General features: G+C 55.6%; 13 protein-coding genes. 7 read left to right on the top strand and 6 right to left on the bottom strand.

Annotated features, from left to right (window positions below):
- On the top strand, positions 1 to 774 hold the full coding sequence (gene hisP, locus ACZ3HG_RS07160) for a histidine ABC transporter ATP-binding protein HisP (RefSeq protein ID WP_191933016.1): 774 nt from the start codon (positions 1 to 3) through the stop codon (positions 772 to 774).
- 87 nt (positions 775 to 861) lie between these two features.
- On the opposite strand, the gene ACZ3HG_RS07155 is transcribed toward hisP, so the two are convergent.
- Positions 862 to 1,758 carry a TIGR01777 family oxidoreductase gene (locus ACZ3HG_RS07155; RefSeq protein ID WP_191933015.1) on the bottom strand — a complete coding sequence of 299 codons (897 nt, stop codon included), beginning with the start codon at positions 1,756 to 1,758 and terminating at the stop codon, positions 862 to 864.
- 202 nt (positions 1,759 to 1,960) lie between these two features.
- Here ACZ3HG_RS07155 and yfcF point away from each other — a divergent pair, with 202 nt between their 5' ends.
- Together yfcF and yfcD are read left to right on the top strand one after the other, a co-directional pair.
- The gene (gene yfcF, locus ACZ3HG_RS07150; protein ID WP_191933014.1) at positions 1,961 to 2,608 is read left to right on the top strand and encodes a glutathione transferase; all 648 of its coding nucleotides are present in this window, start codon (positions 1,961 to 1,963) and stop codon (positions 2,606 to 2,608) included.
- Positions 2,609 to 2,727: 119 nt separating this feature from the next.
- Positions 2,728 to 3,252, top strand: coding sequence for an NUDIX hydrolase YfcD (gene yfcD, locus ACZ3HG_RS07145; RefSeq protein WP_465332469.1), 525 nt, complete (start codon positions 2,728 to 2,730; stop codon positions 3,250 to 3,252).
- A gap of 77 nt (positions 3,253 to 3,329) precedes the next feature.
- Here the strand turns inward: yfcD and ACZ3HG_RS07140 are convergent, their stop codons facing one another.
- The 3 genes from ACZ3HG_RS07140 to ackA form a co-directional block, all read right to left on the bottom strand.
- Positions 3,330 to 4,592 (bottom strand): 4-aminobutyrate--2-oxoglutarate transaminase, encoded by a 1,263-nt coding sequence (locus ACZ3HG_RS07140; protein WP_191933012.1) that lies wholly within the window; start codon positions 4,590 to 4,592, stop codon positions 3,330 to 3,332.
- Positions 4,593 to 4,822: 230 nt separating this feature from the next.
- Positions 4,823 to 6,967: a phosphate acetyltransferase gene (gene pta / locus ACZ3HG_RS07135; RefSeq protein WP_118663694.1), complete on the bottom strand. Its 2,145-nt coding sequence runs from the start codon at positions 6,965 to 6,967 to the stop codon at positions 4,823 to 4,825.
- A gap of 154 nt (positions 6,968 to 7,121) precedes the next feature.
- Positions 7,122 to 8,324 carry an acetate kinase gene (gene ackA / locus ACZ3HG_RS07130; RefSeq protein ID WP_191933011.1) on the bottom strand — a complete coding sequence of 401 codons (1,203 nt, stop codon included), beginning with the start codon at positions 8,322 to 8,324 and terminating at the stop codon, positions 7,122 to 7,124.
- Between the two features lie 354 nt (positions 8,325 to 8,678).
- On the opposite strand from ackA, the gene yfbV reads away from it, so the two are divergent.
- The 3 genes from yfbV (at position 8,679) to ACZ3HG_RS07115 (ending at position 10,421) form a co-directional block, all read left to right on the top strand.
- Entirely contained in the window at positions 8,679 to 9,131 is a 453-nt protein-coding gene (yfbV, locus tag ACZ3HG_RS07125) for a terminus macrodomain insulation protein YfbV (RefSeq protein ID WP_062742962.1), read from the top strand.
- A 122-nt stretch (positions 9,132 to 9,253) separates the two neighbouring features.
- Positions 9,254 to 9,748 carry a YfbU family protein gene (locus tag ACZ3HG_RS07120; RefSeq protein WP_191933010.1) on the top strand — a complete coding sequence of 165 codons (495 nt, stop codon included), beginning with the start codon at positions 9,254 to 9,256 and terminating at the stop codon, positions 9,746 to 9,748.
- 13 nt (positions 9,749 to 9,761) lie between these two features.
- Positions 9,762 to 10,421, top strand: coding sequence for a sugar phosphatase (locus tag ACZ3HG_RS07115; RefSeq protein WP_191933009.1), 660 nt, complete (start codon positions 9,762 to 9,764; stop codon positions 10,419 to 10,421).
- Between the two features lie 107 nt (positions 10,422 to 10,528).
- Here the strand turns inward: ACZ3HG_RS07115 and yfbR are convergent, their stop codons facing one another.
- Positions 10,529 to 11,125, bottom strand: coding sequence for a 5'-deoxynucleotidase (gene yfbR / locus ACZ3HG_RS07110; RefSeq protein ID WP_191933008.1), 597 nt, complete (start codon positions 11,123 to 11,125; stop codon positions 10,529 to 10,531).
- Between the two features lie 60 nt (positions 11,126 to 11,185).
- Complete coding sequence (locus ACZ3HG_RS07105) at positions 11,186 to 12,403, bottom strand: pyridoxal phosphate-dependent aminotransferase (RefSeq protein WP_062742958.1); 1,218 nt, start codon at positions 12,401 to 12,403, stop codon at positions 11,186 to 11,188.
- Positions 12,404 to 13,431: 1,028 nt separating this feature from the next.
- Between ACZ3HG_RS07105 and lrhA the strand changes: the two genes are divergently transcribed.
- On the top strand, positions 13,432 to 14,358 hold the full coding sequence (lrhA, locus tag ACZ3HG_RS07100) for a transcriptional regulator LrhA (protein ID WP_191933007.1): 927 nt from the start codon (positions 13,432 to 13,434) through the stop codon (positions 14,356 to 14,358).
- Positions 14,359 to 14,399 lie beyond the last annotated feature (41 nt).

The following is a 14,399-nucleotide window of genomic DNA, read 5'->3' as shown; positions in this document are numbered from 1 at the left end:
ATGGCTGATAATAAATTAAGCGTCACCGAGCTGCATAAACGTTACGGTGAGCATGAGGTGCTGAAGGGGGTTTCGCTGCAGGCAAATGCCGGAGATGTGATCAGTATTATCGGTTCATCCGGCTCCGGCAAGAGTACCTTCCTGCGCTGTATTAACTTCCTCGAAAAACCGAGCGAAGGCACCATTTCGGTGAACAACCAGAATATCAATCTGGTCCGCGATACCGATGGCCAGCTGAAAGTCTCCAATAAAGAACAGCTGCGGATGCTGCGGACCCGACTGACGATGGTGTTCCAGCACTTCAACCTCTGGAGCCATATGACGGTGCTGGAGAACGTGATGGAAGCCCCGGTGCAGGTGCTGGGCTTAAGCAAGGCCGAAGCCCGTGACCGCGCTATCCGCTATCTCGACAAGGTGGGGATTGACGAGCGTGCCCGCGCCAAGTATCCGGTGCACCTGTCAGGCGGCCAGCAGCAGCGTGTATCTATTGCCCGTGCGCTGGCGATGGAGCCTGAAGTGCTGCTGTTTGATGAACCGACCTCTGCGCTTGACCCGGAGCTGGTGGGTGAGGTGCTGCGCATTATGCAGAAGCTGGCGGAGGAGGGGAAAACCATGGTCGTGGTCACGCACGAGATGGAGTTTGCGCGTCATGTGTCGAGCCATGTGATTTTCCTGCATCAGGGGAAAATTGAGGAGGAGGGGCCGCCTGAAGAGGTGTTCAATCAGCCGAAGAGTACGCGACTGCAGCAGTTTCTGTCAGGCGCGTTGAAATAATATCACTCACCAGGGGCGGACCTTCTGTTGCGGTCCGCCCGTGACCGACCCGCCTGCTTTCGCCTGCGGTGAATAAAGGATCGTCCCTTACGGGATCACATCCGCCAGCGCTTTGTCTAACTCATACCAGCGAAAACGAAACCCCGACGCCTCAAGCCGCTGCGGTACCACATGCTGCCCGCCGAGGACCAGTACCGAGGACTCCCCCATCATCAGGCGGATCGCCGCTGCGGGCGTGCGCATAAACGCCGGACGGTGCATCGCTTTACCCAGCGCGGCGGCAAACTGCTCGTTGCGAACCGCGTAGGGGGCCACAAGGTTAAAGGGGCCGTCCAGTTCAGGATGATCCAGCAACCAGATAATGCCATTTACCGCATCCTCCAGATGTACCCAGGGTAAATACTGTTTACCGTCACCCAGCGGCCCGCCGATGCCGAGCTTAAAGGGCAGCTTCATCTTCTCCAGCGCCCCCCCTTTCTCAGACAGCACCACGCCGGTTCGCAACAGACAGACGCGGGTGCGCTCACTTTGCGCCTGCAGGGCCAGCTGTTCCCAGCGGGCGCAGAGCGCATGGGTAAACTCGGCATGTCCGGGGTCGTCTTCGGTTACGATCGGGTCGCCGCTGTCGCCGTAGAAACCTGTAGCCGAGCCTGAAATCAGCACGGCAGGCGGTGTGCTGCTGGCCAGGATCAGTTCAGCCAGACGCTGGGTGATCTGCCAGCGGCTGTCGCACAGCCGCCGTTTCTGCGGCTCGCTCCAGCGTTTTGCGGCAATAGACTCTCCGGCCAGGTTGATCACGGCATCAATACCGTTCAAATCCTGCTGCTGATCCAGCCCTGACCACAGGCTGACCCTGTCACTCAGGCTGTGCCGGGCGGCGGCGACATCACGTGTCACCACGCTGATCTGGTGGCCTGCCTGGAGCAGTTGGTCGATGAGCGGGCGTCCAATCAGCCCTGTACCGCCGGTAATCAGAATATGCATGCGGTTTATCCTCCAAGATGCCAGTAAGTTACCCTGCATTCAGCATAGGATAAGATGGCAGGATTGCGCGTGACCCCGCGCACGGGCAGGCGCGGATGTCACGTGTTCTGAAAGAGAAAACATAACCCTTCTGGAGATTGCCTTCGGCGGAAAAAATCGGTAAACAGGATGTTCCTATCCGTGAACGTCAGAGGACGTCCTGATGAGCTACCCCCCGATCCTGCTGTGGTCAGATTCCCGATTTTTTAGCCCGTATGTGATGTCGGTGTATGTTGCCCTGCGTGAAAAAGGCCTGCCCTTTACCCTGAAGCCGGTGGATCTGGCGACTCAGGAGCATCACCAGCCGGCGTACAGCCAGGTATCGCTGACGCAGCGCGTGCCAACGCTACAGGTGGACAGCTTCGTGCTGTCGGAGTCTTCGGCCATTACGGAATACCTGGAAGACCGTTTCCCGGCGCCAGACCATGAGCGTCTGTATCCGCGTGATAGCGAAAAAAGGGCCAAAGCGCGTGAGATTCAGGCCTGGCTGCGCAGTGATTTTATGCCAATCCGCCAGCAGCGGCCGACGGAGGTGATGTTTGCCGGTGAGCGTTTTGCACCGCTGGATGCCGCCGGCCAGCAGGCGGCCGCAAAGCTGATCGATGCGGTTGGGCGTTTGCTGCCAGAGGGCCAGCATAACCTGTATGGCGAGTGGTCAATTGCGGATACTGACCTGGCGGTGATGCTGAACCGTCTGGCACTGCACGGCGATCCGCTGCCATCACGTCTGGCAGAGTATGCGCATTTTCAGTGGCAGCGTGCTTCGGTTCAGCTGTGGCTGGCCGAGTCGGCAAAGGTTGCCCGCAGATGAGCACAAATTGATGATTGCGTCGCAACGCGTTACACATTAATTTAGGGCGGATCGCACAATCGTGCGCGAAAACGTTTGATTCAACTGTGCGCCAGGCGCCAGAACAAAAAGGGTTACGGATGGTGGAGCAAGATCAGGGCACGGAGTGGGTGGATATCGTTAGTGAAGATAACGAGGTCATTGCACAGTCCAGCCGTGTGCAGATGCGTGCGCAGTGTTTGCGCCATCGCGCAACCTACATCGTGGTTCACGATGGTATGGGCAAAATTCTGGTGCAGCGTCGTACTGAGACCAAAGACTTTATGCCAGGCATGCTGGATGCCACCGCCGGGGGCGTAGTGCAGGCGGGTGAAGAGATGCTGGGGTCCGCACGGCGCGAAGCGGAAGAGGAGCTGGGCATTGCCGACGTACCGTTTGCCGAACACGGGCAGTTCTATTACGAAGATGAACACTGTCGCGTGTGGGGCGGTTTATTCAGCTGTGTGTCACACGGCCCGTTTGCCATGCAGGAAGATGAAGTGGATGAGATCTTCTGGATGACACCAGAGGAAATCACTGCCCGCTGCGACGAGTTTACCAACGACTCGCTGAAGGCGCTGTCGCTGTGGCTGACGCGTAATAACGAGTCAGGCCGTTACGACTGATCCCCCCCGTGGCGCAGATCCCCTGCGCCACGTTGATCCCTTTCTCACTGCAGCCCTTCCGGTCTGCCTCACCGATATCAGCGCCGCAATAAATCCGAAAGAACGTTGAGGGCGGTTTTAAACTGCGCATCGGGAATGGTCAGTGGATAAAGGAAGCGGATCACATTGCCATAGACGCCGCAGGTCAGCAGGATCAGACCCTGTTCCAGTGCGCGCTGCTGAATATCGCGCGCGATGGCGGGGGAGGGGGCGCCGGTCAGCGGATCGTTAAACTCAGCGGCCACCATTGAACCACGGGCACGGACTTCAGCCAGCGCGGGATGTCCGCTGGCGTTCAGCGTTTCCTCCAGCCAGGCCCCCAGGCGCAGGGCACGATCGCACAGCTGTTCTTCTTCAATCACTTCCAGCACCGCCAGCGAAGCGGCGATCGCCAGAGGGTTGCCGGCATAGGTACCGCCCAGGCCGCCGGGCTCCGGGGCATCCATCAGTTCAGCGCGGCCGGATACCGCCGATATGGGCAGCCCGCCCCCCAGGCTTTTTGCCATGGTCATCAGATCAGGTCTGGCATCCGGGTAGTAGTCGCTGGCAAACAGTTTGCCGCAGCGTGCAAAGCCACTCTGGATCTCGTCCGCAATCATCACAATACCGTGCCGGTCGCACAGCGTACGCAGGGCGCTGACGAACTCCCCGGGCGCAATATTGAAACCGCCTTCCCCCTGAATGGGCTCATAGATAATCGCCGCCACCTGCTGCGGGCTGATATCACATTTAAACAGGTTCTCCAGGCTGGCCATCGCCTCGTCCACGCTAACTCCGTGCAGGGCGTTCGGATAACGGGCATGGAAAACCGACCCCGGGAACGGGCCAAAACCGGTTTTGTAGGGCGTCACCTTGCCGGTCAGGCCCATGGTCATCATCGTCCGGCCGTGGAAAGCCCCGCTGAAGGCAATCACACCCGGACGCCCGGTAGCGGCGCGGGCGATTTTTACCGCGTTTTCCACTGCCTCAGCGCCGCTGGTAAAGAAGGTGGTTTTACAGGGGCCGTTGATCGGCACTCGTGCATTCAGCGCTTCGGCAAGGGCGATGTAGTTCTCGTACGGGATCACCTGGAAGGCGGTGTGGGTGAAGCACGCCAGCTGTTCTCTGACGGCCGCCATCACCTTAGGATGGCGGTGCCCGGTGTTGAGTACGGCAATGCCTGCGGTAAAGTCGATATATTCCCGGCCCTGATGATCCCACAGCGTGGCATTTTCCGCTTTAACCGCGTAGAAATCACACATTACACCGACCCCACGCGGCGTGGCGTTCAGACGGCGCTGCTCTGTTTCACTGTTGCTCATGGTATCACCTCATCCGGTATTTCGCGTTTTCTCAACGTCTCTGTCGCCGCCGTGGGGCGGGTTCCAGACGCATGTTTATTCTGTCCTGCCTGTTTAGCAATACGGCACGCCCGCCCGCGACGTCATCAGGGGGCAGGCATAGCCGACGTAACGGATAGTGTATGTCATAGGCAAAAAAAAGGGCGAACCTGTGAAGGTCCGCCCTGTTGCCTGCGGGTTACCCCGCGCGTTTAGCCTTCGGCCTGTTTCGACTGAATGGCGGTCAGGGCGATGGTGTAAACGATATCGTCTACCAGGGCACCGCGTGACAGGTCATTCACCGGCTTGCGCATCCCCTGCAGCATTGGCCCGATGGAGATCAGGTCAGCAGAGCGCTGTACGGCTTTGTAGGTGGTATTACCGGTGTTCAGGTCCGGGAAGATAAACACGGTGGCGCGACCGGCTACCGGTGAATTAGGGGCCTTAGATTTGGCCACATCGGCCATGATCGCGGCGTCGTACTGCAGCGGACCGTCGATCACCAGGTCAGGACGTTTCTCCTGGGCGATACGGGTCGCTTCACGCACTTTCTCTACGTCGCTACCGGCACCGGAGGTACCGGTGGAGTAAGAGATCATCGCTACGCGAGGTTCGATGCCGAACGCCAGCGCAGAGTCGGCAGACTGGATAGCAATTTCTGCCAGCTGCTCCGGGTTTGGATCCGGGTTAATGGCGCAGTCACCGTATACCAGCACCTGTTCCGGCAGCAGCATAAAGAACACGGAAGAAACCAGTGAACTGTTCGGGGCGGTTTTGATCAGCTGTAACGGTGGACGAATGGTGTTGGCGGTGGTGTGAACAGCACCGGATACCAGACCGTCCACTTCACCGCGCTCCAGCATCATAGTGCCGAGCATCACGTTATCTTCCAGCTGCTCCTGCGCGACCACTTCGGTCATGCCCTTGCTCTTACGCAGCTCAACCAGGCGGGCCACATAGTTTTCACGCGCCACGGCCGGGTCGACAATCTCGATGCCTTTGCCCAGTTCAACGCCCTGTGCGGCGGCAACGCGCTGGATCTCTTCCGGGTTACCCAGCAGGATACAGGTGGCGATACCACGTTCAGCACAGATAGCCGCCGCTTTTACGGTACGCGGCTCGTCGCCTTCCGGCAGGACGATACGTTTGCCCGCTTTGCGTGCCAGCTCGGTCAGCTGATAGCGGAAGGCCGGCGGTGACAGGCGGCGGCTGCGCTCAGATTCAGCGGTCAGCGATTCAATCCAGTCCGCATTGATATGGCTGGCGACATATTCCTGTACGCGCTCAATACGCTGGGTATCGTCGCTTGGCACTTCAAGGTTGAAGCTCTGCAGGCTGAGAGAGGTCTGCCAGGTGTTGGTGTCGACCATAAAGACCGGCAGGCCAGTCTGGAAGGCACGCTCACACAGCTTCTGGATCGGCGCATCAATGGCGTAGCCACCGGTCAGCAGAATGGCACCAATTTCAATGCCGTTCATGGCCGCCAGGCAGGCGGCGACCAGCACGTCCGGGCGGTCAGCCGAGGTGACCAGCAGGGAGCCCGGACGGAAATGTTCCAGCATGTGTGGCAGGCTGCGGGCGCAGAAGGTCACGGATTTCACGCGGCGGGTCGCGATATCGCCTTCGTTGATCACGCGTGCATTCAGGTGACGACACATATCGATGGCGCGGGTGGCGATCAGCTCGAAGCTCCACGGCACACAGCCCAGCACGGGCAGCGGGCTGTTAGCGAACAGCTGCTTAGGATCGATATTGGCGACGCTGGCTTTGTTGGAGTCATCGAAAATTTCTGACAGGTCCGGGCGGGTGCGCCCCTGATCGTCAACCGGAGCATTCAGTTTGTTAATAATGACGCCGGTAATGCTTTTATTCTTACTGCCGCCAAAGCTGCTTTGCGTCAGTTCAATACGCTCTTTCAGCTGGGCCGCTGAGTCGTTACCCAGCGCCATCACGAAGACGATTTCCGCATTCAGTGTCTTGGCGATTTCATAGTTCAGCGCATTGGCGAACTGATGTTTACGCGTGGGCACCAGACCTTCTACCAGCACCACTTCGGCATCTTTGGTATTTTCATGGTAGCGGGCGATGATCTCTTCCATCAGCACGTCCTGCTGGTTGGAACCGAGCAGCGACTCCACGCGGCTCATCGGCAGCGGTTCAGCGGCCGGGATGCTGGAGTTTTTACGAATGATTGTGGTGGTCTGGTCAGGGCTGTCGCCGCCGGCACGTGGCTGGGCGATGGGTTTGAAAACGCTGAGACGCACGCCTTTACGTTCCATTGCACGGATAACACCCAAGCTGACGCTGGTCAGGCCGACGCTGGTGCCAGTAGGGATAAGCATGATAGTTCGGGACACGTTGTACCTCCGATAGCGTTATATTCCACGCTACAGGTGCGTTTGCCGCCTTCCTGTACCACAAGCAGGCCCCGAGGGGACGCGAAATAGTGAGCTAAATAAAATGGTCTCTGAAACAACCCCGCCAGCCTGAGCTGACGGAGCGTAACGGTTTTTATGCGGTCAGGCGGCTGGCGTCCTGCGCGATAACCAATTCTTCGTTGGTCGGAATAACGATCGCCGGGCGGGTGCCTTCTTTGTTAATGAAGCCTGATTTGCCGAAGCGTGCGGCCAGGTTGCGCTCGTGATCAACCTCGAAGCCCAGCAGTGCCAGTTTGGCCAGGGACAGTTCGCGCACCATCGCGGCATTCTCACCGATACCACCGGTGAAGATCACGGCGTCAAGGCGGCCATCCATCAGCGCGGTGTAAGAGCCGATGTATTTCGCCAGGCGGTGGCAGAATACGTCCATGGCACGCTTCGCGTCAGCTTTGGTGGCGTAGTTATCTTCAACGTAACGGCAGTCGCTGGTCACTTCGGTCAGACCCAGCAGGCCAGACTCTTTGGTCAGCAGTTTGTTGATGGCATCGACGCTCATACCCAGAGTATCGTGCAGGAAGAAGATGATCGCCGGGTCGATATCGCCGCTGCGGGTGCCCATGACAAGGCCTTCCAGCGGGGTCAGACCCATGGAGGTGTCCACGCACTCGCCGTTACGGATTGCGGAGACCGATCCGCCATTGCCCAGGTGGCAGGTGATGATGTTCAGTTCTGACACCGGCTTATTCAGGGCTTTCGCTGCTTCCTGAGTAACATAGAAGTGGCTGGTGCCGTGCGCGCCGTAGCGACGAACGCCGTGCTCTTTATACAGTTTGTACGGCAGGGCGTAGAGATAAGATTCTTCCGGCATTGTCTGATGGAAAGCCGTATCGAAAACAGCGACATTTTTATCTGACAGGTGTGGGAAGTTTTTCAGCGCTTCATCGATACCGATCAGGTGCGCCGGGTTATGCAGCGGTGCAAAAGAGGACGCATCTTTGATACCCTGGATAACTGACTCGTCAATCACCACTGACTGCGTTAACTTTTCGCCGCCGTGTACGATACGATGACCGATTGCAACGATTTGTGCCGACAGTTCTGGTTTTTGTGCCAGAATAGTTTTAACCATGAAGTTCAGTGCTTCACTGTGCGCTGCGCCAGCACCCAGAGCCGCTTCCTGTTTAGCGCCGTCCAGTTTCCACTTGATGCGGGCTTCCGGCAGGTGGAAGCATTCAGCTAAACCTGACAGGTACTCATCGCCGTTTGCCGGGTCGATAATGGCAAATTTCAGGGAAGAGCTACCGCAGTTCAGAACCAGTACTAACTTACTCGACATGGAAAGTCCTATTTATTAAAAGTGGCGAAATAAAAGTCAAACAGACTATCAGCGTAGCGCATGAAAGCTGGTACATTAATGATGAACGTCAGGCTTCCGATAAGTTTTGTCCGAAAGCAAAAAAAAATTGAAATGCTATAAGATTTTTTTAAATGTCGTCTGCTTCATCATGGCTTGTCTGATTGTTGACCAGGATTGCTCGCAGTCCAGGGTGTTTACCCAACATGACGGGTATAAAACGCGCACAGGATAAACCAGTGTCACTCGTAAAGACAAAATATTTTGAATCATGTTAGGTAAAGTTGGTGAGTTACAGTTTTATTTTAATATTTATCTCTGAAGTTGAGGTCAGACATGGCAAATGACTCCGGCAGTGTCGGTTGGTTCAAGCTGTTCCAGCACGGGCAGCATTATATGAAAACGTGGCCTGTCGATAAACGCCTTGCGCCCATGTTTCCTGAAAACAGAGTAACGCGCGCCACGCGTTTTGCTATCCGTATTATGCCCCCGGTGGCGATTTTTACCCTCACCTGGCAAATTGCACTCGGCGGCCAGCTGGGCCCGGCGGTGACCACCGCACTGTTTGCCTGCAGCCTGCCGATGCAGGGGCTGTGGTGGCTGGGCAGGCGTTCAGTGACCCCGCTGCCGCCCTCTCTCCTCGGCTGGTTCCATGACGTCCGCGGTAAGCTGCAGGAAGCAGGGCAGGCGATTGCCCCCGTTGAGGGCAAACCCACCTATCAGTCGCTGGCTGACGTGCTGAAACGCGCTTTCAAACAGCTGGATAAAACCTTCCTCGACGATCTTTGATTTTGTCACGGGTTTCCTCTTCTCAAACCAGAGGAAACCCGCTTTACGTCAAAGAAGCCTCTCCCTGCGCTGTGCGATCCTTTTGTGACTTTCAGACTGCCCCCGTGGCCGAGGAGCCCCAAATGGATATGTCCCATGCCCAGCGTTTAATTCTTTCTAATCAGTATCAGCTCATGGCCATGCTTGACCCGGAGAACGCGGCGCGCCATCGCCGCTATCAGACTATTGTCGAGCGCGGTTACGGGCTTCAGCTGCGTGAGCTGGATAACGAATTCAGCCAGCTACCGGAAGCAGAGTGTCGTACGCTGGTGGCCATGATGGAGATGTATCATGCGCTCCATGTGTCCTGGACTAATCTGAAAGAGCCACAAACCGTGGAGGCGCGGCGCCTGGTTTTCCTCGGCTTTGATGCGGCGACAGAAGGGCGCTACCTTGGCTACGTGCGCTTCCTGGTGAATGTTGAAGGACGCTATGGACACTTTTCAGCCGGCAGCCACGATTTTAATGCTCAGGTTCCGATGTGGGAAAAGTATCAACGGATGCTGGCTGTGTGGCACAATTGTCCCCGACAGTACCATCTGAGTGCGAACGAGATCGCGCAAGTTATCAACGCCTGAGAAGGAAGATGCAGTGAAGTGTAAAGGTTTTCTGTTTGATCTGGATGGCACGTTAGTCGACTCCCTTGCGGTGGTCGAACGTGCCTGGAAAAACTGGGGTCAGCGCCACGGGATTGCCCCTGACGAGGTGCTGAGCTTTATCCACGGTAAGCAGGCTATTACCTCACTGCGCCATTTTATGGCAGGTGCCTCCGCTGAGGCCATCCAGCAGGAGTTCACTGCGCTGGAAAAACTGGAAGCAGAAGATACCGACGGCATCATCGCTCTGCCGGGGGCATTAGCCTTGCTGGCTCGCCTGGATGAACTGGAGATCCCGTGGGCCATTGTCACCTCCGGCTCCGTACCGGTCGCCAGCGCCCGCCATGCGGCAGCAGGATTACCCGCACCCGCCGCGTTTGTCACGGCAGAGCGCGTGGAGCGTGGCAAGCCGGAGCCGGATGCCTATCTGCTGGGGGCCCAGTTACTCGATCTGGAGCCGGAAGAGTGTGTGGTGGTGGAAGACGCCGCAGCGGGCATTCTTTCCGGTCTTGCCGCTGGCTGCCATGTCATTGCCGCCAATGTGCCGGCCGATGCGCCGCGTCTGGAAGATGTCGATATGGTGCTCACCTCGCTGGATGAGCTGATTATCCATAAGAATGCCGACGGCAGCGTGGATGTTCACCGCAGACATTAAGTTATCTCAGCCCCGCCTCTGCGGGGTTTTTTTGCTGGCTGACTTTTGCCGCAATGTCACGGGGCGATTGCCGTTGCCCGGACAGCAGGCAATCGCCCGATTTAAAATTACAGCGACTCCTGGCTAATCTCATCCAGCGACAGGCTGAAGCTCGGTACAAACACCTCCACGAAATAGTCCATTTCCGGGCTGTGGCGCTGGGCCAGGGTTTTTTCCAGCCGGGCCTTCGCCAGCAGAAACTCATTGTTCCCCGCTGACAGCTCTTCCAGACATTTCAGGTAGGCACAGAGCGCATCAGCCTGCTTGACGATGGCCGTTTCGGCCTCGCTATGCTGGTGTTCATCGATCAGCGGAGCATAAGCCGACCGCAGTTCTTCCGGCAGCATCTCAATCAGCTTTTGCTGGGCAATTTTCTCAATTTTCTTGTACTCATGGGCAATCTGCGCGTTGTAATACTTCACCGGGGTCGGCAGATCGCCGGTCAGCACTTCGCTGGCGTCATGATAAATCGCCATCATCGCGATGCGTTCGGCATTGAGGTTGCCGTTAAATTTTTTATTTTTAATCAAGGCCAGCGCGTGCGCGACCATGGCGACCTGCAGGCTGTGCTCTGAGACGTTTTCCGTGCGCACGTTGCGCATCAGTGGCCAACGATTGATCAGTTTCAGACGGGAGAGGTGAGCAAAGAAGTGGCTCTGGTTCATGGTCTTTTTCCCTTACTTCACAATGCGAAGAGCGGCCTGAGCCACTCTTCGGGGAGAAGATTACAGCTGGCGGTATCCGCCGAGGAAACGGCCAAATTTATTGATAGCCATCTCCAGCTCATCCACGCGGGGCAGAGTGACGATACGCACGTGGTCCGGCCACGGCCAGTTAAAGGCCGTACCCTGTACCAGCAGTACTTTTTCCTGCAGCAGGAAATCGAGAACCATTTTCTGATCGTCGTGGATGTTGAATTTTTTCGCGTCGATTTTCGGGAACATATACAGAGCCCCCTGTGGCTTCACACAGCTGACCCCCGGGATCTCGTTAATCAGCTCCCACGCACGGTTACGTTGTTCATACAGGCGGCCGCCGGGCTGAATAAACTCACTGATGCTCTGATAACCCCCCAGCGCCGTCTGAATAGCATGCTGGGCCGGGACATTCGCGCACAGACGCATTGAGGCCAGCATCTCCAGTCCTTCGATATAGCCCTTAGCATGTTTCTTCGGCCCGTTCAGTACCATCCAGCCCTGACGGAAACCCGCCACGCGGTAGGTTTTAGACAACCCGTTAAAGGTGATGGTCAGCAGGTCGGGAGCCAGGGCGGCAATAGAGTGGTGCTGGGCAACATCGTAAAGGATCTTGTCGTAGATCTCATCGGCAAAAATAATCAGGTTGTGCTGGCGAGCCAGTTCAACCACTTCCATCAGCAATTCTTTGCTGTAGACGGCACCGGTCGGGTTATTCGGGTTGATGATCACGATACCGCGCGTACGCGGGGTGATTTTGCTGCGAATATCGTCGAGGTCCGGGAACCAGCCTGCGGACTCATCACACAGGTAGTGCACGGCTTTACCGCCGGACAGTGAGACGGCGGCGGTCCACAGTGGATAATCCGGGGCCGGTACCAGCATTTCGTCGCCGCTGTTCAGCAGCGCCTGCATGGACTGTACGATCAGCTCTGAGACACCGTTACCAATGTAAATGTCTTCTACCGTGATATCACGCATGCCGCGCGCCTGGTAGTGCTGCATGATCGCTTTGCGGGCGGAATAGAGCCCTTTCGAATCACAGTAACCCTGCGCACCTGGCAGATTGCGGATCACATCAACGAGGATTTCATCCGGGGCTTCAAAACCGAAGGGGGCAGGGTTGCCGATATTCAGTTTAAGAACTTTATTGCCTTCTTCTTCGAGGCGTTTTGCTTCTTTGAGCACCGGGCCGCGAATGTCGTAACACACGTTATCCAGTTTGCTGGATTTATCAATTGGGGTCATCTCTGTCGCCTTGACTGGCAGAAGCGGTTTCCTGCCGTGGAAAACTAAACATTGCACAATGTACTCCTCTCCCGGTTTGTTTTGAAGGGCAGCAGTGGGCTTTGGAGCGTTAAAGGAGGAATTTTCTTTCAGATGGCAGAGGCTGACGTGAACAGCCCTGTATCTGCTATTTCATGCTGCATATTGAGCCTATTCCGATGCTAATGACTGGAAAGGCGTTTTACTCTGTGCGTAATACAGTTCCATTTTCATTGTTTACCCGCGTAATGATTAAATTATTTAGTAAAGAAAGATGGACTGATGATGGTTGAAACAGTCAAGTAAACCTAATTTAGCTGTCTGTTTTTTAATCAGCGCGGTGTTTGTCTGAAGATTAACCATCGCCGGCGAACAGGGAGGGGGGCCAGACCGGAAGAGAGGGACTGAAGAGGATAAAGATAAATTTTGTAGCATCAGGCCGCGTATAAGCGGCCGTTGTCGATAAAATCTTACTTTAGTGATAAGAATAATCGGATTTGGGCTTAAAAAGTAAACGACAGTATGTCAGGATAACGTTCAGGAGACTTTGCACCGTGCGTGCAGGCCTCCCGGGGAATAAAAAAATCCTTTTTATTACCCTAAACAATAAGTAATGCTTAACATTTTTCGCTGTCGTAACAGCGTGCTGGTAACTTAATTTTCAATGGTTGTTTTAGACTAACGACACCGCAACTCGTCCTTTTTTGAGTTTTGTCGGCGTTAATTAACTATAACGACGCGGCTTCCTGCAACTTATGGGTTAGTGCAGCGTGCATTAGTGATGTATCAGACGTGAGAACCTTTTTCTCTGTTTCCCGCCGCACAAGCTGAAAGGAATAACCAGAGTAGAAACTACTCCATCGTCTGCCGATAAAAGTAATGCATCAGGTAATTAATTTATTACTGAACACTGTAACCATTACGCAATTGTTATCGTTTTATCCCTTTGATAAAACAGGTAATAACACCAGGGTAGCTGTTTGTAAAAAACTTATAAAGTGAAGAAAAACATGACTAGTGCAAATCGTCCAGTACTCAATCTTGACCTCGATCTGCTGAGAACCTTCGTTGCTGTTGCCGATCTGAACACCTTTGCCGCCGCTGCGGCTGCCGTGTGCAGAACGCAGTCAGCGGTGAGTCAGCAGATGCAGCGTCTGGAGCAATTGGTAGGCAAAGAGCTATTTGCCAGGCATGGACGCAACAAGTTATTGACGGAACATGGTATTCAGCTGCTGGGTTACGCCAGAAAAATACTGCGCTTCAACGATGAAGCCTGTACTTCTCTGATGTACAGCAACATTCAGGGGGTTCTGACCATCGGCGCATCCGATGATACCTCCGATACTATTTTGCCGTTCCTGCTCAACCGCGTGACCTCGGTCTATCCCAAGCTGGCTATTGATGTCCGTGTGAAGCGCAACCCGTTCATGATGGAAATGCTCAACCAGGGCGAAGTCGATCTGGTCGTCACCACCTCCAGTCCGATGAACTTCACCTGGCAGGTATTACGCACGTCGCCCACTCTCTGGTACTGTGCGGCTGACTACATCTTCCAGCGTGGTGAAGCGATTCCTCTGGTGCTGCTGGATGAGCCAAGCCCTTATCGTGATATGGCTATTGACCATCTCAACGAGGCCGGCATTCCGTGGCGTATCTCATACGTCGCCTCAACGCTGGCTGCGGTGCGTGCTGCCGTTAAAGCCGGTCTGGGCGTCACCGCCCGTCCGGTTGAAATGATGAGCCCGGAGCTGCGTGTTATGGGGGCGGCAGAAGGTCTGCCTATGCTGCCGGATACGGAATATCTGCTGTGCCGTAACCCGGACAGCGATAATGAACTGGCCCTGGCGATCTTTAACGCGATGGAATCACGTAACGATCCCTACAACCTGACCGTCGCAGCTCAGGATGGCGCAGCCTTTGCCGATGAAGAAGAGTAACCAGTAAACGCAAACGATTATTTTTATCATTAAAAATGATT

It is taken from the genome of Erwinia sp. PME.40.26/001, from assembly GCF_055556675.1.
This window is presented reverse-complemented; position numbering and strand designations above follow the sequence as displayed.

What these genes read in the sequence shown, in the direction of transcription:
- yfcD (WP_465332469.1), top strand. Translation starts at nt 2,728, where the DNA reads ATGGTGGAGCAAGATCAGGGCACGGAGTGGGTGGATATCGTTAGTGAA.
- ACZ3HG_RS07140 (WP_191933012.1), bottom strand. Translation starts at nt 4,592, where the DNA reads ATGAGCAACAGTGAAACAGAGCAGCGCCGTCTGAACGCCACGCCGCGT.
- ACZ3HG_RS07105 (WP_062742958.1), bottom strand. Translation starts at nt 12,403, where the DNA reads ATGACCCCAATTGATAAATCCAGCAAACTGGATAACGTGTGTTACGAC.
- ackA (WP_191933011.1), bottom strand. Translation starts at nt 8,324, where the DNA reads ATGTCGAGTAAGTTAGTACTGGTTCTGAACTGCGGTAGCTCTTCCCTG.
- yfbR (WP_191933008.1), bottom strand. Translation starts at nt 11,125, where the DNA reads ATGAACCAGAGCCACTTCTTTGCTCACCTCTCCCGTCTGAAACTGATC.
- ACZ3HG_RS07120 (WP_191933010.1), top strand. Translation starts at nt 9,254, where the DNA reads ATGGATATGTCCCATGCCCAGCGTTTAATTCTTTCTAATCAGTATCAG.
- lrhA (WP_191933007.1), top strand. Translation starts at nt 13,432, where the DNA reads ATGACTAGTGCAAATCGTCCAGTACTCAATCTTGACCTCGATCTGCTG.
- ACZ3HG_RS07155 (WP_191933015.1), bottom strand. Translation starts at nt 1,758, where the DNA reads ATGCATATTCTGATTACCGGCGGTACAGGGCTGATTGGACGCCCGCTC.
- yfcF (WP_191933014.1), top strand. Translation starts at nt 1,961, where the DNA reads ATGAGCTACCCCCCGATCCTGCTGTGGTCAGATTCCCGATTTTTTAGC.
- hisP (WP_191933016.1), top strand. Translation starts at nt 1, where the DNA reads ATGGCTGATAATAAATTAAGCGTCACCGAGCTGCATAAACGTTACGGT.
- yfbV (WP_062742962.1), top strand. Translation starts at nt 8,679, where the DNA reads ATGGCAAATGACTCCGGCAGTGTCGGTTGGTTCAAGCTGTTCCAGCAC.